Source organism: Mucilaginibacter pankratovii (genome assembly GCF_014773265.1).
Classification (GTDB): domain Bacteria; phylum Bacteroidota; class Bacteroidia; order Sphingobacteriales; family Sphingobacteriaceae; genus Mucilaginibacter; species Mucilaginibacter pankratovii.
Genome location: NZ_JACWMY010000017.1, coordinates 71,660 through 95,049, shown reverse-complemented (window position 1 = coordinate 95,049; position 23,390 = coordinate 71,660). Strand labels below are relative to the sequence as shown.

General features: G+C 43.3%; 10 protein-coding genes. All 10 read right to left on the bottom strand.

The window, feature by feature from the left end; genetic code table 11:
* Positions 1–21: 21 nt before the first annotated feature.
* A complete protein-coding gene (locus IDJ77_RS25700) occupies positions 22–2,133 on the bottom strand; it encodes an alpha-L-arabinofuranosidase C-terminal domain-containing protein (RefSeq protein WP_191191865.1) in 2,112 nt (703 codons plus the stop codon).
* 324 nt (positions 2,134–2,457) lie between these two features.
* Positions 2,458–2,688, bottom strand: coding sequence for a hypothetical protein (locus tag IDJ77_RS25695; RefSeq protein ID WP_191191864.1), 231 nt, complete (start codon positions 2,686–2,688; stop codon positions 2,458–2,460).
* A gap of 222 nt (positions 2,689–2,910) precedes the next feature.
* Positions 2,911–4,446, bottom strand: a complete 1,536-nt coding sequence (locus IDJ77_RS25690) for a glycoside hydrolase family 43 protein (RefSeq protein ID WP_191191863.1) — start codon at positions 4,444–4,446, stop codon at positions 2,911–2,913.
* A gap of 169 nt (positions 4,447–4,615) precedes the next feature.
* Positions 4,616–6,088: a cellulase family glycosylhydrolase gene (locus IDJ77_RS25685; protein WP_191191862.1), complete on the bottom strand. Its 1,473-nt coding sequence runs from the start codon at positions 6,086–6,088 to the stop codon at positions 4,616–4,618.
* Positions 6,089–6,151: 63 nt separating this feature from the next.
* Positions 6,152–7,648: a glycan-binding surface protein gene (locus IDJ77_RS25680; protein ID WP_191191861.1), complete on the bottom strand. Its 1,497-nt coding sequence runs from the start codon at positions 7,646–7,648 to the stop codon at positions 6,152–6,154.
* A 25-nt stretch (positions 7,649–7,673) separates the two neighbouring features.
* Complete coding sequence (locus tag IDJ77_RS25675) at positions 7,674–9,263, bottom strand: RagB/SusD family nutrient uptake outer membrane protein (protein ID WP_191191860.1); 1,590 nt, start codon at positions 9,261–9,263, stop codon at positions 7,674–7,676.
* Between the two features lie 31 nt (positions 9,264–9,294).
* Positions 9,295–12,486 (bottom strand): SusC/RagA family TonB-linked outer membrane protein, encoded by a 3,192-nt coding sequence (locus tag IDJ77_RS25670; protein ID WP_191191859.1) that lies wholly within the window; start codon positions 12,484–12,486, stop codon positions 9,295–9,297.
* A gap of 572 nt (positions 12,487–13,058) precedes the next feature.
* Complete coding sequence (locus IDJ77_RS25665) at positions 13,059–17,171, bottom strand: hybrid sensor histidine kinase/response regulator transcription factor (protein ID WP_191191858.1); 4,113 nt, start codon at positions 17,169–17,171, stop codon at positions 13,059–13,061.
* A gap of 281 nt (positions 17,172–17,452) precedes the next feature.
* Entirely contained in the window at positions 17,453–19,276 is a 1,824-nt protein-coding gene (locus tag IDJ77_RS25660; protein ID WP_191191857.1) for a RagB/SusD family nutrient uptake outer membrane protein, read from the bottom strand.
* 18 nt (positions 19,277–19,294) lie between these two features.
* The gene (locus IDJ77_RS25655; RefSeq protein WP_191191856.1) at positions 19,295–22,417 is read right to left on the bottom strand and encodes a SusC/RagA family TonB-linked outer membrane protein; all 3,123 of its coding nucleotides are present in this window, start codon (positions 22,415–22,417) and stop codon (positions 19,295–19,297) included.
* Between the last annotated feature and the right edge of the window lie 973 nt (positions 22,418–23,390).

Genomic DNA, 23,390 nt, shown 5'->3' with positions numbered 1-23,390 from the left:
GGTACTCTTACCCGGTTTTAATTATTTAGTTAATGTATTTATTTGAAGCACGCTTACTGAATATGGATCGAATATTCTTGTGAATTTTTTACTGATTCCGCTTACCTTGCTGGTTACCGGAACTATTTTTTTGGGGTCGCTGATCGTATTTGTGTCCTCTGGCTTATCGCCTTTTATTACTACCAGTGTACCTTCTGGTGATAATTTTCCGGCACCATTTAAGTCAATATCAACCTGCTGCGGCTTCCCTGTTGCATTTACTACTTTAAGAAACAGTTTTCCTGTTTTGGTGTCCTTTGTGGCTACATAAAACATGGCTGGTATAGGTTTGGGCATTTTGTTCGCCGCGCTGTCCTGCTTGGTGGCAGGCCTGGTTTGGGTAGGGATATTGGCACCTGCTACAGGCACCACTTTATTGCCGATATAGCTGTTAAACACCTTCTGTACGTAATACGATGGTGAACCAAAGCTTTTTAAAGCATCGTAACCTATCAGGTCCGAGTCCCATTGCCAGGCCTTTGGCGCAGTTGCTGTGGCTTTATTTATATTTACAAATAATGGCGCATAGCACGACAAAATGACCACGTCTGAATTTCGTTCCATGCCCGTCATCCAGGCGGCATCGCCCAGGGCCGCATTTAAATTGGTGGTTGGCGCGCCTTCACGCGTTGCCCACTCACCTACAAACACTTTATATCCTTTGCGGTCGTAGTTATCGTAATGTGCCGCATCCTCTTCCATTTCCCAGGCATTGCGGTAATAATGTTCATCTACAATTTCGGGCTTGCGAATGGTTAATTTACCCCTGGTCCCAAGCCAGTCCTTACCGCCGATGCTTGCAATACAGTGAAGGTTTGGGTATTTGGCTTTAATGCCATCATAAAACTGGGCATAACGTCCGTCGTAACTGCCAGACGCGTCAAACCCGTCCTCGTTGCCAATCTCCACATAGCTGAGTTTAAAGGGTGCCGGGTGCCCGTCTGCCGCGCGCTTAGCGCCCCAGTACGTGTGTACGTCGCCCGTAACATATTCAATTTCATTCAGCGCATCCTCTACATATGGTTTTAAAAGCGGGCCGGCGTCCACATGGTCGCCATCCAGTGAATAGCCGGCATAAACGGCAAGCAACGGTTCCATTTTCAGGTCTTCGCACCATTCTAAAAATTCAAGTAAGCCCATTCCGTCGGTGGGGCGGTAACCCCATGAGCCGGTATGGCCGGGACGTCCCTCAAGCGGACCCAAAGTGGTCTTCCACGGGAATGCATCGTTCAATTTTGGCCCCTCCAGGAAATTACCACCGGGAAAACGCAAAAAACGGGGTTTCATATCAGCCAATAACTTCATAATATCTATCCGGTTGCCATTCGGGCGGTTATGGTAAGTTGGCGGGAATAACGAGACGAGGTTAAAATAATAAACCCCGGTACGGTTTGTCGAAATAACAAAACGGGCGTCAGATGTTGGTTTAACGCCAGCGCCTGTTGTTAATTTAAGTTCATATTTTTTCCAAAAGGTGCTTTTTACCAAATTAATGGTCCCCGAAGCATATACCGTTTTACCGTCATTACTTTCTATACTTACGGTTATGGGCCCGGCCGTGTTATCAGCAATTACCGGAACAGGAGTTGTAGGCGCGGGGGCCCATTGCTCGGTCAATGGCTTGCTTTCAGCACCCTTAATATAAAAGGAGGCCTTATAAGTTGTATTAGGTAAAACAGGTATGCCCCAATAACCGTCATTTGCAATACCGGCCCTAACACCGCCGGTATCAACCAGTAATCTTAAACAGGTGCTTAACGCGCCATTAATTGCGTGGCGCCGCTCATCTGCCGGTACATGGTTGGGGTTTGCGGCAACTAATTGGATTGCGGCCTTCGCGCCACCTTCCTTAATTACGCTCCATGCTTCCGGCGTATTTGGGTTGTCCTTAAATATCCTGTTTCTGATCAGCTCGGCATATAAACCCCCATCGTACGAATGGTTGATCTCTTCGGTCATCAACCCATATAGTTGCGGACTTACATTTGCGCCGGGTTTAGTTAGATCGAGCGTAAGCTTAGGGTTTTGCGCTTTCAGGCTTGTTGCAGTGAACAGGAACAGGAACAAACTTGAAATGGGTAATATTTTTTTCATCGTGAACGTTTATCTTATTAATTGTTTTTTTACACTTATTTACAGGGCCAACGGGGGTGGCCCATTGAAGATCATTCCTGGGTTTATTTAATCAAGATTTTTACTTTTTTGAAATACTGCGTGATGAATTACCTAATTGCAGCACAAATTCACCGGCTTCAACTTTCCACGCTTTTTTTCTCGTCATAAAAAGCCAAATCCTCAACCTTTATACCCAGTATATGCCAATGCCGGATAAACTAACTGGATTAAGCCCGGACCGGTATTGACACTCGCCCGGATATTGGCCTTGAGTAATGGTTTACCCACCAATTTTAATTTACCCTATTTTGAAAAGTGACTTAACCCGTAGTGCTTTAAACATTTTTGAGTGAAATCCTTAATAAGGACCAAGCCCTCATCACACATTTTTTTGGATTTTGGCGTCAATACAGGGCTACTAAAGACGGTGAGATGCCCCTCAAGTAAAACACCAATCGTTTCAAAATCCTCTATCAATCCTTTAATTTCGGTCTCGTCTAATTCCGGCTCTTTTGAAATAATTTGATTTTCCATATTCTTTTTTTTAACCAGGTATCATTTGCCGTTACAGTTAAAAAAAATGCCCGGCCCTCTCGGTAAAGGCCCCTGGCATCCACTTATATTCAACTAAAACTCCCTCTTATTTAATTTTCAACCTTCTGATCTTTTTGTCGTAAAACTCAGGGTATTTATAAAGCCTGCCCGTTTTGATCGAACATCTACTTATAAACGGCATCAATAAACCGGCAGCCGGAATTAATAAATGAATTTCCATTCATCAAACAAAAACCCCTCTCCATTAAATACAAAATAGATATTCCCTACTCCTTTAGGTATGTTCAGTGCTATTTGCTTTGAGAGTGTAGTCCAGTCCTTCACATCACATATAAGGGAAACAAGAGCCGGGCCTTTAAGATTATTTACATAAACATCAATTCTACCCTTTCCTTTCACCCGGGCTTCGAATTTTGTAGGGATCTGTTTGCTAAAATCAGCTCCCCGAACCATGAGGCATTGTTTATCTATCGTTCCTTTGGCAACCATATTACCCACGCTACCACCATCTTCGAACTGAACATGCCCCGAGGTGCCTGCAGTGGTTTCTGCTTGCTGAAGAACGAATGGATTTAATAGGTTAACTTGTGACGGGCCTTTAAAAGTTGCATTGACCATGGGGATAGTCACATCATTTGCTTCATCCACCTGCATTGGCTCGATACCCACATTACGAAAACCACCCTTAGTGCCAAAGTAATCCTGTAGATACATGGCATGGTAAGCAAGATAATATTCCCCTTTAAACTTGAAAAAGTGACTGTGATTGTTTGTAAAAGGCCCCACGTTAACGTCGCCGGTATTCTTAAAGTAATTATCGCGATATTTCCAACTATCCTTATCTAAGGGTGTTTTACTCGTCATATAAGATATGTTGCATACGGTTGGTTTAGCAATATTGCTGTAGGGCCATACAGTGCGTTCATCCCAATTCGTACAATAGCTATAAACCCAGGTTCCATTAATAAAGTTAAGGTCGCTGGCCTCATTAAAATAAGGAGCAGGTATCTTAGAAATGTTGCTGGCTAAACTGATCATATCTGCTCCTAATTTGACGATTAGGGCATTATCCGGCATATATTTTGTTTTAGGCGTTCCGGCTCCAAAACTCAGCCAGCCTGTACCCTGGTCGTCAATCACAACTCCGGGATCAAATGGAGCATCGACATCCACACCGGGGACAGTACGGTCCACTATGTTCTTTCCCAATGGGTCTTTCCAGGGGCCAACGGGAGAAGTGGAAGTAAGCATGGCTGAGCCACCACCGCCATTGGAGTAATACAAATAAAAGCGCGTCTTACCGTCTGCTTCCAGTCTGGCTGTAATGGAAGGTGCCCAGGAATTCTGACTCCATGGAGCCAGCCTTGCTGTATTTATGAGGCCATGATAAGTCCAGTTGACCATATCATCGGAAGACATCATGACCAGTGAACGGATACGCTCGTATGAATTTTTCCCATCCTTTCCTACATGCTCATACTGTTCATGATCATTGGTGGCATACACATAAACTCTTCCATTGTATTCTACAGCCGTCGGGTCGGCAGTAAACATAAAATCTAATAAAGGATTCGCATTATTGGTAAGAAGTTTCGGCGAAACTTTTGCAAATTTTTCTTCCAGCTTTTCATTAACCACTTTCAGGTTATCCGCATTAGTCTGAGCTTCTACATCTTTTTTATATCCCAAAAAAGAGATAGCAAGGACCGTGCTTAACAACACTTTTTTTCTGAACATGCTTTTTTTACTTTACCTAAAAAACGAATACTCGTTAAGGGTTAATTTCAATTGATTAATTATGCTTTAAGCTAAGTAACAAGAGGTTAACCTTCCCCGGGAACTGGCGAACGCTTAACCAATCTCAGGGAAGGAAAATAACCTTACGCAATAATTCACACTATACTTTTTACTTATATCCTTCCTTAATGGCATCATACAAAGCCTGATCCTTTATCACATTATTTTTTCTGTCTAAAGTAAAACCTATCTCCCACCAGAATGGCATAAGGCCATTCGCTCTCATAGTTTTGGTGGCAAACGTTGCCCAGTAATCTACAGACTTGTTGTGCATAGCCAGATCCAAAGGAAGAGGCTTGCCGACGTTGGCGGCAGTCCGCCTCCAGGATGCATATTCACCCAGTATTACAGGGATACCTTGATCAACAAACTTTTTCATCTTTCCGTATTCAGCAATCAGTGCATCCTCTTCTCCAAAGGTGGCGTTGCGATCCGGCTCAATAGTAGAATGATTCCCTTTCCCCCAGTAAAAAGCCATCCTGCCCCAAGTTGCGTCTCCATCGATTAAAAGATTAAATGTAGAAGGCGAGTAGCTATGTACCTCAAGCATCATACGGTTAGGTACCGGGTCATGAGGAAGAGTAGTCATCAGGTCAGATGTTTTATAGCTATCAGTGCTGGGCCCCTGCACAACCAGCACCCGGTTACTGTTCCTGCCACCGGTAGAGCGAACCGCCTTGATGAATGTTTCGTGATAACCATTAAGTATGGCCATCTCCGCGGCATTATTAACTGCAGGTTCATTCGCACCGGCAAATAAAAGGTGCTCATCAAAATCGCGCATGGTTGTAGCAATTTGCTCCCAAATTGCTTTTTGCATTGCGTTAACGGAATCTTGCTTTATGGCATTGACGTTATTTTCCAGCCAGCCACTATCACCATGGGCATTCAGTATTACATACACATCATTAGCCACACACCATCCAACCACTTGTTTCACCCGTGCAAGCCATGCAGGGTCAATTGTTGCCTTGCTACGGTTGCTTAAATGGCTCCAAACCCAGTTACAAGGAAGCCGTACGGAATTGAAACCTAAACTTTTTATAAATTTTATATACGATTCGGTAACTTTGCTATTCACCCAGTCGGCTTCGTTTGGCGATTCCATGGTATTGCCAATATTTATTCCCATCCCCGTACGCATTTTTGCCGCCAGTTGCACGGCATTACTGGCCATTCCGGTCATATCCGGCGCTATAGGCGATGTATTATAACTTTTGTATATGGTTGGGGCCTGGGTAACCTTCACCCTCCGGGCCTGGCCGTTGGACGCACTTATGTATAAAGTACCGGAACGGGTTGCCCCGGTAGTGTTTTCTGACAAGGTTGTTACTTGAATAACAGCGCTGCCGCTGTTACCTGATGCTGTGCTTAATTGCAACCACGAATAAACAGGGTTGCTGATGGTCCAATCGCTACTGCAGGTAAAAGATAAATCTTGTGTTCCGCCTTCGGGCGTAAATGCGATGGCAGATTGGGTAACCGTTAGTTCCGGGGCTGCGTTTTTTGTCTTTTTACAGGAGAGAAAAAATATAACTGTAATAAGAGGTATCAATATTTTAAAAGAATACTTGATGTTCATTTTGTCTTAATTTTTAATGAGTTAAAAAAGCCCCGCAACGATATGCTGCCGCGGGGCTGTAGGCTATTTGATTTTCACACACCTAATATTGTCAATAGCGGCATAACAACCAGTTGCAGTTGGCGAACTACCAAAATTTTTAAGGGTCATATTATAACTATTCGCACCAGTAGGCCCTAATAATTGGTTTAATTTAGTAACTGATTCACCATCCCCTAATTCGTTAACTTTTGATCTGAACTCAGATAAAGGAATAGTTACGGTTTGCCAACCTTTCGTTATAAAAGCTTTGGTATTATTTGTACCAGGAATTTTCCATGGCTCATAACGCGCAACATAACTATCACCTGCAAATTCAGTTCTGATATAAAGCGTACCTCCATTCCATGGGCGGGCCACACTTATTTCAAATTGAAGGGCCCATTGTGAAGGAGGATCTGTAATATTTGCCGCAGGTACCCAGTGATTACCCGTATTAGAATTACCCAATGGGGCGTACGCACTTGCACCGCCAGCTAAAGCTGGAGAATCAAAATAGATATACATCGTATTATTTGTTCCCATCGAACCATTAAAATCGGCCATAGGGCCGAAAGCAAATTTTTCATCTCCATACCAGGCATAACCAAAATTATCACCCCACTCAAAATTTGCTAAAAGACCGTCAGTAACGCCATTTTGAGTATTTACTTTGTAAGCAGTAGAAATCGTTCCATAACTGGTAACAATGGCCACTGGTCCACTAGCGTAGCTGTACTTACCTGGAGCCAGAAACTTAACATAAGCGCCACGTGGGCCTTCTGTGAAATTTGTAATAGTAGCACCGCCAAAAGAAATTGACTGGACCGTTTTAAGGTAAGCACCATAAACATAAACCGAATCACCAACGTCGGGATTACCGTTGGAAATGGCGGCAATGATCGGCTTTGCATTTATGGTATCCCGGGCAGTACCACCTTTAGTAGTCACTACGATAAACTTGTCGGATGTTGTTGCCGGCATCAGGAAACCAAGAGCGGTACCATTGGCATTCGAGTTGAATTTTGGAATTTTGGTTCCGCCGTATGACAACTGTTGAACCAGTACTAAATTGCTACCATACAGGTAAACCGAATCGCCGGGCGCAGCAAACACATCGGATATGGCACTAAGAGTTGGTGCCGCCGGGCCTAATTTAAACGCGAACGTTGTTGTGCCTGCTGCCGTAGCATATTCTACTGTATAAAGTTTGGCGGTATCAATTTTTGCAAAGTCTATGTTAGGGATTTGCACCACGGCGCTGTTAGGCGCAAATAATGCGGAATTGAACGAGGCCGGTACCCCATCAAAATTTATTTTAGTTGCATTTTGCAAATTCTGCCCGGTTATTACCACCCATTGGCCTTTTGCCACAGCACTATTTAAAACCGTGTCGTTTGGCGAGGCTACATAGCTTTTGATGCTTGCAATAGCAGGCGGGGCGCTGTTGGTTGCAGCATCTTTTTTACAAGCCGGCAGGAAAGCCACCAGCAGCAGGAGAAGCGGCAAATAACATAATTGTAAATATGATTTATTTTTCATAACAATATATTTAAGTTTTTTTTGATTAATAATATGGTACCGGTGGCTGAGCCAACTTAGGGTCGCTGGTAATCTCAGATGCAGGGATCGGCAACGTAAATGAATTGATAGTTGCCGGAAGCGTAGATGGCGGGGCAATAGTATCCCTTGTAGCTATTTTAGTTGCCGGGTCATAAGTAAACGAAATCCGGCCATGCGTGGCATCCTGGTCATTAAGGAACTTCACCGCATTGCTCGGGTCGTAATAAGAATACCTAACCAGGTCTATCCAGTATTGCCCTTCAAAAGCAAGTTCAACCCTTCTCTCCGTACGCATCGAAGCGGGGGTTATCGCAGTCGCAATATCCACACCGGCCCTTGCCCGCACTTTATTAAAATAAAGCAGCGCTTCGCCATCGCTCGTACTCGAATTATTGCCCAAAATAGCTTCGGCATATACCAAATACACATCAGACAATCTAAGAATTGCATTATGCTCGATGGATGACCATATATCCATTGTTGGCGAATTGTTGTCTTTTTCGTTACCAATAATATGTTTTTTCAGGCCCGAACCTGTCGCCTTAAAACCACCGTTGGCCTGGTCCAATTCGGGGTAAAGATCCCCGTTGAGCATAATAGTGGCTTTGCGCCTTACCGTATCCTTAGCCGAATACATCCGGTATAGATCATATGTTGGCTGCAAGGCTTGCCATCCGCCTTGTTTTTGAGGGAGGATAGCGCTTGATGGCGAAAAATAAGTTTGTATAGTATTGCCATTTCCATAACCTACGCCCGCGGCCCATTGAATGGAAAATAATGATTCCTGGTTATCGTTGTTTTGCGCCTTAAAAAGATCGGCATAGTTAGGGAGCAACGACAACCCGCTATTTTTGCACACGTTGCCCGCATACTTTTTAGCACTGTCGAGCAAAGCCTGGTCGCGGCTGCCGCTTTTGCCTACGCCCGCCATTGTTAAATATACTTTGCCCAGCATCCCCTGCGCCGACCAGGTAGTTACCCGGCCTTTTTCATCTGTTTTGGGAAGGTATTGCGATGCGTATGTAAGGTCGTTGACAGCGAATTTATAAACGTCTGTAATAATATTACGCGGAAGCAGCGGATCTTTGATCAGTTTGCTGTTGTCTTCTATAATTGGCACTGCGCCCCAATATACCGCCAAATGGTAATAAGCTATGGCACGGATAAATTTTGCCTCGCCTATGGCCTCATTTTTGTCTGCTGTAGAAATGGATGGGTCCGCCTGTTTCTCTATGGCATTGATAACGCCATTACATTGCCCTATAACATTGTACAGCCCAACCCAGCCATTTGTTACAAGGCCATTTTGCGCGGTAATGGTGCGTGTAAAAAGCTGTACCAAATCGTTACTATACTGAAAGCTGCCGGTGCCGCTCAATACGTCGCCAAGCGGTATCAGGGCGCCATTGCTCCATTGAAACCACAGCGCACCGCCGTAAAGGCTTGCCGTAGCCAACCGTAAATCGGACCTGGTTTTGTAGAAATTAGTAGAACTTATCTGCGAATTGGACGGGCGGTCCAAAAAACTCTTTTTACATCCCGCCACTGCTGCCGTGCATAGCAGGATGATGAAAATTTTGTGAATTGATTTCATAAACATATATTTTTAATCGGTGATCGTTTTATTATTTCAAGGTTATGTTTGCACCAATGGTAAATACTCTTGGCTGCGGATAATAACCGCTGTCCCAACCTGCCTGGAGCGGGTTCCACGAACCTATTTCAGGATCCATGCCTTTATATTTTGTAATTATAAATGCATTGGATACATTGGCATATACCCTAAAAGAACGCACAGATATTTTTGACAAAAGGCTTTCTGGCAAGCGGTAACCGAAGGTGATATTTTTGCACCGCAGGAATGAACCATCCTCGATCATCAAGCTATTAGGACGGTTATTGCTGTTGGTATTATCATTCCTCACTCCTACAACCGTTGTATTTGGGTTAATAACATATACATTGGCAACATCGGTTGCAGAGCCGGCAGGATCTACCAGAGCCAGTTGCGCATAGTTTAGTACCGAGGTGAAAAAAGTGGCATGATTTCCCGGATCAGATTGCTGTATAGCCATTTGATTGAACACTTTGTTGCCATAACTGCCGCTGAAGAAAATATTCAGGTCGAAGTTTTTGTAGTTGAATGTATTATTGATGCCGTACTGGAATTTGGGGATCGGGGAACCCAAAAAGGTCTGGTCCCTGGAGTCGATAACGCCATCGCCATTCAAGTCCTTGAACATACGGTCGCCGTACCAGATACCACCGCCCGCTGCAGAAACCGGGTAAGGATCGCCGTTTGCACCGGCAGGCCGGGCATGGTTTTGCAAATCACTTGGCGTTGCAAATATCCCATCAAATACATAGCCATAAAACTCGCCAATGGGCTGGCCCACCACTGTTTTTTCAATTATATCGTTAATTACATAAGATTTCTGGCTTAAGTTGGCCTGGTCTCCGCCTGCGCCTAAACTGGTCACTTTGTTAATATTCCGCGATATAGTAAAACCGGTTTTCCAGGTGAAATTTTTAGAACTAATATTGGTGGCATTTATTTGGAAGTCAACCCCTTTGTTGCTCAGCGAGCCCACATTGGCATAAGGCGCTTGCATGGATCCCGGGCCCCAGCCCCCTACAGTACCGGAGTATGCCGGAAGCGGCACCTGCAGTAAAAGGCCGTGTGTTTCGCGGTCGTAAACGTCTAAGGAGAAACTTAACCGGCCGTTATAGAACGTCCCGTCAAGCCCTGCGCTGTAATAATTTGTTTTTTCCCACTTCACGTCAGGGTTTGCCAAATTGTTCTGGAACTGCGCTGTGCCTGATAAGCCATTTGAAACCGTTGCAAGCTGGGTTACAAAGGTATTGCCCGGTATGCCCTGGTTGTTGGTTAGCCCATAGCCAACCCTCAGCTTCAGTTCGTCTATACTCTTCACACCTTTCAAAAACGACTCGTTATTAATTTTCCAGGCAAACCCGCCCGAATAGGTAGTAACCCAACGGCTGCCGCCCGGGAAATTGGAAGAACCATCGGCACGTATATTGCCGGTGAGCAGGTACTTATCGTCCCAGGAGAAATTGGCGCGGCCGAAATAAGATTCCTGCGCACTGCCGCCTGTGGGGTTCGATTGTGAATTATCGCCCGAGTTTGTGGCTGTGGTAGCGTCGCCGGCATTAATCGCCTGTACATTGTCTGAAGCAAAATTCCTTCGCGCGGCGCCAACATTTTGGAAAGTGCTCTCCTGTGCTTCGTGCCCTGCTAATGCATTGAAATGAAGTTTATCGAAATTATGGTTATAATTCAGGAAGTTACGTATTACGATATAAAAATTTTGGCCGGCGGAAGAGGAACCGCTGTTAGGGCTGGGAGTGCCTTTGCCAAAAGAATAGACTGGCGAAAACCTGTCTGCTGTATTAAAATCGAAATTACCGGATACCTCGTTCCGCAGCGATAGGTCGTTAGTAAATTGTATTTCGGCATACAGGTTGCCAAATACCTGGTTCCTCTTTTTTTGGTCTTTGATAATTTTCGCCAATGCCACCGGGTTGGCAACTGGCTCTACATAGCCGGCGGGGTCGGTAACACCGCCAAAGGAGCCGTCAGAGTTGGTTACCGGGACATCAGGGGTAATGCTTAGCGCGGTGCCAATTACACTATTGCCGGTCGCACTTACATTTTCATCAACGTGCGCCAATTGAAGGCTCGTACCTATTTTTAGCCAATTGGTGGTTTTATTGTCCAGGTTCAGCCGTACCGAGTATCTTTTAAAATCAGACCCAAGGGCTATCCCCTGCTGGTTAAAATACGAGGTTGACAGCAAATATTGGGTCCGGGCATCCCCGCCGCTTACCGTAAGTGTGTGATTCATCATCGGAGCCTTCCGGAATAATTCTTTTTGCCAGTCGGTGCCGGGGCCCAGGTATTGAGGGTTGGCAAATTGGGGCCTGGCATCAAAGCCCCAGGCAGCGGCCCTGGCGTTAATTATAGTAGCAAACTGTTGCAAGTTTACGGTAGGGAGCCGCTTCATTATTTCCTGGTAGCCCGAGTAGACATCATAAGTTATCTGCGGTGCCCCGGCTTTACCCCTCTTTGTAGTGATAACAACCACGCCATTGGTTGCCTGCGAACCGTATATGGCTGTTGCCGAAGCATCTTTCAATACATCTATCGATTCAATTTCGGCAGGGTTGATGCTATTTAATGGATTGGAACCACGGCCGGGATCACCTACCGGTGGAATAATAATACCATCTATTACGTACAATGGCGAATTGGAGCCGCTTATTGACGACACGCCACGTATTTGGATAGATACGCCGCCACCGGGCTGGCCCGATACCTGCTGGACCACAACGCCGGCAACCTTGCCCTGCAGGGCCTGGTCGAAAGTAGTGGGTTGGGTTTGGCGCAGGTCGTTCCCCGATATTGAACTTATTGCACCGGTAACATCTTTTCGTTTTGTGCGGGCGTAACCGGTTACAACCACTTCGTTTAAATTACTGGAAGTAGAACTTAGCTTAACATTTATTGCACCTGCCTGTTTAACACTCACCTCCTGGGTGGAGAAACCTAAAAAGCTAAAAACAAGTATGTTTCCCGGGGCAGCTGTTATGGAATAGTTACCATCTATACCCGTTACGGATCCGATAGTTGTCCCTTTAAGCCTAACGTTTACTCCCGGCATGGACTCGCCACTCCCGGCACTTGTTACTTTTCCGGTGATATTTAAGGTTTGTGCATGGGCTGCAAAAAAAAGGAACATGCCCATAATAATTAATGAAATTCGGTATTTCACTCTCTTTTGTAAATTTTTATCCATCTTATAAAGGGATTTTAAGGTTTTTTAATTGGTTCATTGTTGGTTGGTTGGTTGGTTTTCAATCTTGGTTTTTCTTCATAATCTAGTAAGGTGGTCTTTATTGGGTTTGAAATTTATTGCTCAATATTATTTAATGCATCAATCAGGTGTGCCGCCAAAAAACTAAGCGATCCGATTATCCGCTCATATCAAAAAGGCTTTATTTTGAGGTTACCCTAAAGCGGGAAACTCTCCAATAAAAAGATTCCTGCAGGGTGAAAAAATCAAAAAAGCCAAAAACACGTAAATGCGGTTTTTAGGAATAATCTAACTTGTTGGTTTATAAATCAGGGTTTACATATAATAAGTTGGTCGTATTATATTAAGGTAAATGTACCCTGTAAGCCCAGATAGCCGAGTGTGCTAATGTGGGTGATTGGTATGAAAAATGTTAATCTTCTTAAAAATCAAATTACTGATAATAAGATAATTAGCATAATAAAGAGGGGAAATAATGTTATACCGGCCTTTGCAAAAGGCAGTTTTTTTTACAACTATAAACTATTTGAATCGGTGGGATTGACGTGAGAAAATCAATCTTTACTGTCCAGGTACTCGGAAGGTGTCATCAAAAATTCTTCTTTAAATACTTTAGAAAAATATTTCGCGTCGTTGAAACCTACCTCATAGGCAGTTACGGCTATGGTGAATTGTTTTGTGAGTAGGAATTGTGCTGCTCTTTTTAACCTTACCGACCTAATAAACTCAACCGGAGTTTTGCCAGAAAGATTAAATACTTTATTATATAACGTTGTACGGCTCATATTCATCTTACTGCTTAGCAATTCAACTGAAAAGTTGGCATTCGGAATATTCTCTTCAATTACAGCCAATAACTTTTTCATAAATTTCGTATCGGGAGTTTCGATTTCCAGATCGCCCGGTTTCGCTTCAATTTGCCTTCGATATGTTTCTTTTACTACCTGCTGATTTTTAAGCAAATTATGAACCTTAAAGCGTAATATGTCAAAATTAAAAGGCTTGGAAAGGTAGTCGTTCGCCCCTGTCTCCAAACCGGCCAGTTGCTTTTCGTCGCCGGTAAAAGCGGTAATTAATATAAACGGTGTGTGTTCGGTGCGTTTATCGCTACGGATCTTTTTGCAAAAATCAATACCATCAACTTCGGCCATGTTAATATCGCTGATGATCAGATCGGGATGTAAAGCCAGTGCCTTTTGCCAGCCGTCTTTACCGTTTGCGGCTTCAGCAATAGCATATAAATGCTTAAGATCATCTTTTAGACAAGCCCTGAAATCGGGGTTGTCCTCCACAATTAAAATGGTAATATTTTTATTCCGTTTTTCCTGATTTGGCCTGTCGGGTTTAGGAGCTTCCACTTCTTCGGGGGTATTTTCAATACCGGTAAAATTATTTTTCTGGGTTATCGTTAATGGCAGCCGCACAATAAAACAACTCCCTTTTCCATGTTCACTTTCAACAGAAATGGCGCCACCCATCAGATCAACAAACTCTTTTGTAATTGATAAACCAATACCACTTCCCTGGTTAATTAACGAAGCGGGCATATCATTCTGAAAAAACCGCTCAAATATTTTATTGTGTTTTTCAGCCGGAATACCGACACCCGAATCTATTACCTTAATTTCAAGCAAGGTCATTTCCACGCTGTTGGATTCCAACAACTTTGCTTCAACTGCTACACTACCAAAATCGGGGGTAAACTTAAATGCATTTGAAAGCAGGTTAAAAAGTATTCTTTCAACTTTATCCTGATCAAAAAAAGCAAATCCCGAATCAGTATCACACTTAAATGAAAAGCTGATATATTTTTTATCCGCCAGATCGGTAAACAGACCGCATGCTTCTTTAATAATTTTAATGATATCAGCTTCACGCAGGTCAAGCTGAAGTTTTTTTACTGTCATTTTACTAAAATCCAATAGCTGGTTAATCATATTAAGCAGCCGCTTAGAATTTTCGTGGATCATTTGAAGCTTTCGCCGACTATAATTATCATCAGCCTGTTTTAACAACTTTTCAACTGGTGCCATAATTAGGGCGATTGGCGTTCGGAATTCGTGACTAACGTTGGTAAAAAAATCTATTTTCATTATATCCAGTTCGTGCTTATCCTGTGCTTCCTTTCGCACGCGCTCTATCTCAAACCGGGTTTCTATTTTTTTAATGCCTTGTTTGCGGATGTAATACAATACCGCGATGATAGAGAAAACATATATAACATAGGCGATTGGCGATTTCCAGAACGGGGGTAATACCTTTATTTTTAATTTTATATAGCTGGGTTTCCATTTTCCCTCCTGGCCAATAGCCCTTACCTTAAAGGTATAATTGCCTCCATCAAGGTTGGTGTAGGTAGCTTTCCGGGTAGCATTGTCTGCGGTAAGCCACTCTTTATCAAAACCCTCCAGCATATATTGATGCGTTATTTTATTGGGGTTAAAGAAATTTAAGGCGGCAAATTCAATGGTAAACACATTTTCGCTGTGATTTAGCGTTATCTCCTGTGTGGCCGAAATTGCTTTAGTTAATACAACATGGCCGTCAATTTCTTCATTGGCTGCTATACTTTTGTTAAATAGCTGAAAACCGGTGAAAATTAATTTAGGCTTCCCGATATTCGGGTGTATACTCAGTGGGTCGAAAATATTAAAGCCGTGAGAGCCGCCAAATATCAATTCCCCTTTATTGGTTTTTAAGGCTGCATATACACTAAACTCTCTGCCCTGCAGGCCATCAGTTTCATCAAAATTTTCAAATTGAAATTTATAGGTGCCGTTGCCGGGTGTCAACGTTATCCGGCTCAGCCCGTTTGATGTACTTAACCACATGGCTCCCCTACTATCTTCCAATACTTTCGAAACCTGGTTGTCGGGCAACCCGTCCTTTTTCGTCAGCGATATAAAACGATTAGTTTCGGGGTTCAATATGCTTAGTCCGCCCCTTGTCGCTATCCACATCAGGCCGCGGCTGTCCTGCGTGATACTATGGATGTCATCATTGATCAAACTGTTAGGGTCGTTTTTCTTGTTATTATAATATATAACGCCACGCCCATTTTTTAATATTTTACTTATCCCAAAATATCCTCCTACCCAGAAATTACCTTTGGTGTCCTCAAAAAGAGCGGATATATAAGGCGACTTGATAGCCGTTTGCTTAAATGGAGCGAAAAATATTTTTTTGTCCCTGTCAAATATTTGCAATCCCGCCGCAAAAGTGCCTATCCATAACCGGTTCGATGAATCTTCCAGGATATTCCATACCCGGTCATCAGCAATGCTCGTGGGCACCTTATCATTATGTTTGTAGTGACTAAATTTTCTTCCGTCAAAATGATCCAGCCCTCCAAAATAGGTGCCTATCCATAGTTGCTGATCATGGTCGATACATAAGCTTACAATAATATCACTGCTGAGGCTATTCGGGTTTCCGGGATCGTGTTTATACTGGGTAAACCTGCCCGTTTTGCGATCAAAATAAATTAAACCGCCCCCGTTTGTCCCGATCCATAAGTTACCCTTTTTATCTTCAACAAATTTATTAACGTCTTCAAACTTAATACTCCCGGGATCTGAGGCAAAATGCCTGTATAACGGGAACCTGATAATATTTTTATGATAATAACTTACCCCCTCTTTAAGAGTACCGGCCCACATAATGCCTGTGTTGTCTTTGTAAAGCAATACAGTGTTCTGTCCCAATGATTTCGGATCATCTTCCCTATTTAGTAGATAAGTAATTTTCCCGCTTTTTTTATCTAATAAGTTTACGCCACCATGATCAGTGGAGATCCACATAAGCCCGTCGTCGGCCTGAATAATATTAATGATGATGTTCGACGTAAGCGGTGTCTCTGCCGATTCTTTTGTGATGTAGCGGAACCGTCCCGTACGGCGGCTGTAATAATAAACGCCGGAATCCATGTTGGGGTTAAACACCCAGAGATCGCCTTCACTGTCAATAGTTATCGAATAGTTCCTGCCCCTATTATTAGCAGCTTTTTTAAAAATATCGGTATGGTACGTAATTGCATTGCGTTTTACATCAAATAGCTCTACTACGCCGTCGTTATAAGCAATCCATATGTTGCCGCTTGCATCCTGCTCAATGTCTGTAACAGAATTTGAATATAATGATGGGTTGGAACTATGGTGATGATAATAATGCGTGGCAGTTTTTTTCAGCTCATTATACCTGTAAAGGCCCGAATCAGGACGCAAAAACCAAAAGTCGCCTTTGCCGTTGTGAAGTATCTTGGAAACGAGCGGATACTCCGGAAGTTTGAAAGAATTACCCATTGACGGTACGTCATTATTAAACTGCTCCGTTTCGGGGTCGTAATAGGAATATCCGCTTGGGGTTGTTACCCATAACTTTTTGTCAGGCCCTTCGCAAATATTAGTTATAAAATCCTCCTTAATGGAGTTTTTATTATTTACGTCGTGCTTGAATACTTTAAAAGTATAACCGTCATAACGGTTAAGGCCCGAAGCCGTGCCGAACCACATGAAGCCTTTGGGATCTTTAAATATGCAAGTAACCTGGTTGTGAGATAGTCCATTGCTTACATTGAGCCGTGAAAATTGGTATTGGCTGTTTTGCGCAAAATTGTTGGTGTAAGCAAAAAACAATGCTGAAACGACAATATAAAGTTTTACACGCATTAAAATTTAGTTGAGATCTTCGAAATCAGGAACCTGGCCCTTAGCAAGCCGGTATACTAAGATAGATAAAAGTAAGATTAATTCGTAATTAACGAGATAAAAGTGCCAACTCCTTAGCTAATCACCAGAATATAAATAACCTCCCTCTACCAAATGTTCAGTGGTTGTGTTAAATCGCCGCTATCATCGCAACACCAATCGTATTATGCAAAAAAAGAGGCCGTTCGTAACGGAACGGCCTCTTAATGATTCACATAGGCAATAAAATTACACAACCAAGATTAATAACCAGGGTTTTGCGGCATCTTAGGCCCTTCCGTTACCAAATCAATTTCCGATTGCGGGATTGCCCTCAGCATAAACTCATCCTTTACATAAGCCGCTGCTTCGTTGTTCCAGGCTTTTACCCTTGCAGTTAAGGTACGTGTACGCACCAGATCGAGCCACCTTTGGCATTCAGCAAAAAACTCGCGGCTTCGTTCGTCCAAAATAAAGTCGAGTGTAACATCAGATGGTTGAATAGTCATGTCGGCAACCGCTGCCAAATTCTGAGCAGCAGTATTTGTTTTACGGTACGCCGCACGTTGCCTAACCACGTTTATCCACTTAGCCGCATTAGCTAAATCTCCAAGTTTAAAGGCAGCCTCGCCAGCCAGCAAGTAAACATCCGAGAAACGCCATATGACAACCGGCCTGGTCGACGGGTCGTTAAAATTGGCGGCGGCCCGGCTCGGGTCCATAAATTTCTTTACAGATGGGAATATATTGTTATTCCAGTACTTAGGTGGTATTACAATACCTTTAAAAGGGCGGGCACCCACAAATTGCGGCGCACCGGCAACATCAAAAGGCGGCATGTAGATGCCGGTATCTACCCCGGGTACCATTGTGTAAGATATTCCGCGTTTGTTATTTGCGGCAGCAGCAGTGTTGGCTGTGGCTACGTTAGAGATCCATGCGGTGTAGAATGTGTTCTCGTAGCGCGAATCAACATCACGCTTAACAAAGGCCTGGTCTAATATGTAGCGTTTTCCGGCGTTAACACCAGTTTTAACAGGGTCCGAATTTGGCCTTGTCCTGGTGTATGGACGGCCGTACTGAACATCGCGTATCATGGCTCCTGCCCCCGTAGTAACCAAACTGCCGGAGGTGCTTTCATATGAATTTATGCCACTTAGATTTGGGTAGTTAAAATTGGTGAACCAAGGCAAAAGGTTGTATGGCCCTCCACCTTGTGCTTGCCCAAGCGGATAAATGCCATATTTAGTATCGATGTTATGGTCGCTCACAAAAATGGTTTCTTTCCCATTATCATTCGCAGGATTAAAAGCATCGCCATAATCTTGCCACAAATCCCAGCCATAACTGCCTTTATTGGCAATGAGATCGGTAAAAAGGCTGTATGCCTGTTGAAAATCTGCCGGGGTATTGGTTAACCATCCTCTTGTAAGGTACACACGTGCCAGCAAAAATTGAGCAACCGGTTTACAAGCTGCTTTACCCGTAAACGGAGCGGTGGGAACATTCGGTAGATCTGCTGCTGCTTCTGTTAAGTCCTTGATAATTACTTTGTAAACATCCGCTACTGGTGCCCTTGTATCAGCTTTTGTAGGCACCGTTATAAATTCGGTATGCAATGGCACATCGCCATGTTTTTGTACCAATAAAAAATACCAGAATGCCCTTATAAATTTAGCCTGGGCAAGGTATTGTTTACGTGTTGCAGCATCCAGATCAATGCTTTGACCATATTGCAATACGCCATTCATGGTATTAATGGCCCTGTAAGCATCGGCAAAGCCAGCGCCACCAACACTTGAGTTAATACCATTATAGGTATATAGCTGGATCCCGCTGGCGCTACCGCCGGCTAAATGATCATCGGTACCGGCGTCCATTTCGGCGGTGAAACCTTCGGTGCCATAGGTAGCCTCACGTATAGCAGCATACCCCCCTGCAATTCCGCCTAAAACTCCCGAAGGTGTATTAAAAAACGATGGAACTATACTCGACTGCGGATGTTCCTCCAATATTTTCTTGCAGCCATTGCCTAAAAGTGCCGTAAAAATTAAAAAAGCACACGCAAATTTTTTATTTGTTTTCATATCAGTATCTCTTTAATTTTAAAATTTAGCATTTACACCTACAGTAAATTGCCTGTAAGAAGGGTTGTTAAGATTAACGCTTACAGCACGGTTATTTACAGCTGCATTACCGCCGTTGTTATTTACCGAACCGCCATACCCATTGCCTTCCGGATCGAGCGCTAAATGGTCTCTCACTATTGGCGAATAAACTATAAATGGATTGGTTGCATTAGCGTAAACACGTAAACTGCTTAAACCTATTTTCTTGATTAAGTTGGTAGGTAATACATAGCCGAGGTTAATACTACGGCATTTAATAAATGATCCATCGTAATAGCCCAGCGTTGAACCAAACAGCAAACGATCTGTACTGGCATCGGGCGCAGGGAAATCATTAGTTGGGTTTGTTGTGGTCCAATAATTTGTTTTGATTTGGTTAACACGGCCCTGGTTAAAGAAGGGAAAGCCCGCCGCACCGCCATCAGCAGTAAAATAAGGCAGTAGCACCTTCATACCCATACGTGCATAAAAAATGGCAGAAAGATCGAACGATTTGTAAGCGAAGCGGGTAGTAAAGCCTCCAACCCATTTCGGTTGGAAATTACCAAGTATCTGCCGGTCATTTGAATTAATTACACCATCGTTATTCACATCCTCCACCCTAATTTGTCCCGGGAACTGCACAGGGGATGTTTGTTTTGCCAATGTTCCACTGGTTTTATCGGCAGTTTGCCAAATACCAATTTTCTTTACGTCATATATAACGTTCAGCGGTTGGCCCACAAACCACCCATTTCCCGGATCGCTCAATTGCCCCGGATTTGTCAATTGCGTAATTTTTTCCCTGTTAACCGCAAAACTAAAATCGGTGCTCCAGGTGAAGCCGCCTTTTGTTTGAATGTTAATAGTAGATAAGTTGATCTCTATACCTTTGCTTTCGGTTTTACCAAGGTTTTGGAAAGTATTACCGGTACCTGTGCTTGGTGGCAGGCTAACCTGTAAAAGGATATCCTTGGTTTTTTGCTGATAAACGTCAATATTGGCCGTTATGCGGTTATTCAAAAAGGTGATATCTAATCCAATATCTGCTTGTGCTGTTGACTGCCACCCTAAATTAGGGTTCGGCAAACTGGTAACTGTATAAGCCAGTTGCCCCGCGCTGCCGAAATTGTAAGCAGTTGAGGTTAAACCGCCTAATGTGGCGTAAGCACCTACATTTCGGTTACCGGATATACCGAAACCGCCCCTTAGTTTCAAATTATTGATGAGGGTAGCGTTTTTCATAAAAGCCTCATTGCTGATATTCCAACCCAAACCTATGGCGGGGTAAGTAAACCACTGATGGCCTGGTGCTAAAGAAGATGCCCCGTCGCGCCTCCCGGTAATGGTTAAGAGGTAACGGTCATCGTAGCTGTAAGCTAAGCGTGCCATATACGAGAGCAGGCCTTGCTCGCTAAAACTACCACCGCTGCTTATGGTTCCGCTTGCGAGGTTAAAGTTAGAGTTTAGGATATAATCAGCGGGCACACCGGTAGTGTTGAAATTGCTGTTCTTATTATGATCTTTAGTTATCTCATAAAGTGCAGTAAAATCAATTCTGTGCTTGTTAAACGTTTTGTTATAGTACAGCAAATTCTGAATATTGTAATTCCATTGCTCGTTGTTATTAAGGGCCGCGTTATTTAAAGATGAGTTGCCGTTTACATAGGTAAGGGTGCCATTGTAAGAGTTACCGTTCTCCTGTATAAAATTCAAACCAACATTTAAACGGTACCTAAGGCCCTCGAAAATATTCACCTCGCCATATAAGCTATTGAATGTAGAATAACGGCGGGTACGATCATAAATAGAACTTGCCTTGGTAATAAGCGTGTAAGGGCTTACTGCTGCTGCATCGATACTTCCAATCTGCGGGAAAAGATTTACAGTGCCATCGTCATTTTTAAGAGGCGCAAGCGGGGTAGTCCTCACCAGGCCGCCGGGTACGCCGCCACCACCGGGCAGGGCGGTGTAACGCAATGTATTTATACTGTTTAAGCCTATCTTAACACGGCTGCTAATACGATGATCAATTGTTGTACGCAACTCCGCACGATCGAAGTGTTGGTTTACTATGATACCGTCCTGGCGGTAAAAGCCTGCGGCAATATTAAATTGAGTGGCATCGCTACCGCCCGATACGCTTAACTGATGGCTTTGAGTAGGTGCGTTACGGTAAATAAGGCTTTGCCAGTCGGTTGACGTGCCGGCTGTCAGCGCCGCTTGCTCAGCCGGAGTTATAGGATAAGCGGTGGTACCCGGAGATGCTGTATTATAAGTAGCGGCATCAAGCTTTAATTGCGCGTAGCCCGCACCATCATAAACGGCATATTTGCCCAATACGCTGGCATTTGCATAATACGCGTCATAAGAAATAACCGTTTTGCCTGTACGCCCTCTTTTAGTTGTAACCAGGATAACGCCCCCAGCACCGCGAGACCCGTATATAGCTGTAGCGGATGCATCCTTTAATATATCAATGGATGCTATATCTTCGGGAGCAAAATCGTTAATACTGCCGGGATAAGGAATACCATCTAAAACCACCAACGGCCCGTCCTGCCCGTCGTTATTACCCGTTGTAATTGTACGGTTACCCCTTATACGGATCTGGCCGCCGCTTCCGGGTGTAGACCCATTACTCACTACATCAACCCCCGCTGTACGGCCTTTTAGTTGGTCTATTAAGTTCGGCGCGGGAACTTCGCTTAACGTTTTGCCGGAAACTGACGCAACCGCACCGGTTACATCTTTTTTACGCTGAGTTCCGTACCCAACCACGATAACTTCATTCAGGTTTTTGGAACTTGGGGTTAGGCGAACAGTAAAGTTGGTTAGGCTGCCAATTGCAACCTCTTCATCTACGTATCCTACGAAGTGTACAATTAGTGATCGCTCGCTATCAGGTACATCAATCGTAAACTTACCGTTTACATTAGTAGAGGTGGTTATTTTGCCGGATTGGGCCCTAATAGTCGCCCCTGGTAGTGGTTGATTGTTTTCATCAAACACAATACCGGTAATTTTTTTGCTCTGCGCCAAAGCTGTAGCGCAAATCAAAATGCTAAATAGCACTAAGAGCGCCGCTTTGCTATAAATATTTAGTATTGATTTTTTCATAATTTATTTACTATGGATTAAATAACTAAACCGATAAATGGTGGATAGCGCATTTACTTTCCGCATTTACAATCGTCATTTTGTTATTTCTATCATAAAGTTTAATCTTTCATATTGATTGGTTAGTTGCTTAACTGAGCCTGGCTGTCCTCGACGATCGGCCCTCAAATCCCCCTATGTTACCTTCATAATTTTTTCAGTTTAGTTGTTTACAGGTTGTTACACTAATACAAAGAATGATGTTCTATTTAAATACAATCGATTGCATTATGAGTCGTGAGCAGAGTCTATAGATCTCTGTTTGTAATAAAAAGTTGGATATTGATTTATAATTTGGTTACTGCGGCGGTTTTACAACCTTGGCTTCGGCTAAGTTCCACTGTTTGATATGTTTCTAATATCACATATCGTCAAAATCATCTTACAAATGTACAATCGCCAGCTTTCCACAGCATTTACAGGGTGGCGAAGGAATTTTTATAACAAACAAGCGTTTACTACTACTACATACAACTTTCATGTATCATAAATGCCACCAGGCACCCGCACTTTCTATTATTATAATATAATAAGCTACGGGGTGATTGAAATGTTAAAGCAATGGCCTTAAAGGTCATTCGCTATTCAACCTATAACGGACATACGTTATATAAAAATGGTAAAACCAGCTACTCCGGTACTTTCAAAATTGACAATTTTGTTTAAAATACTTCTTCCCTCTTTAGGCTTCTGCCTTCATTTGGTTAGTTAAATTGGTTAAGGACAGCGCGAGGCTGTCCTTTTTTGTCTGAGACGATTCAGTGGCGATTATAGTTTGGAAAATGATAACTAAAGGGTATTCAGTTGCACGATGTTACAATCGATTGTAATATTTGCACTTTATTATATGCTTTTCTTAGAATTTTAAAGTCAGAATAATATATTTGTTACTATAACCAATTATTCTCTTACTAACCACCACTGTTATTGTATC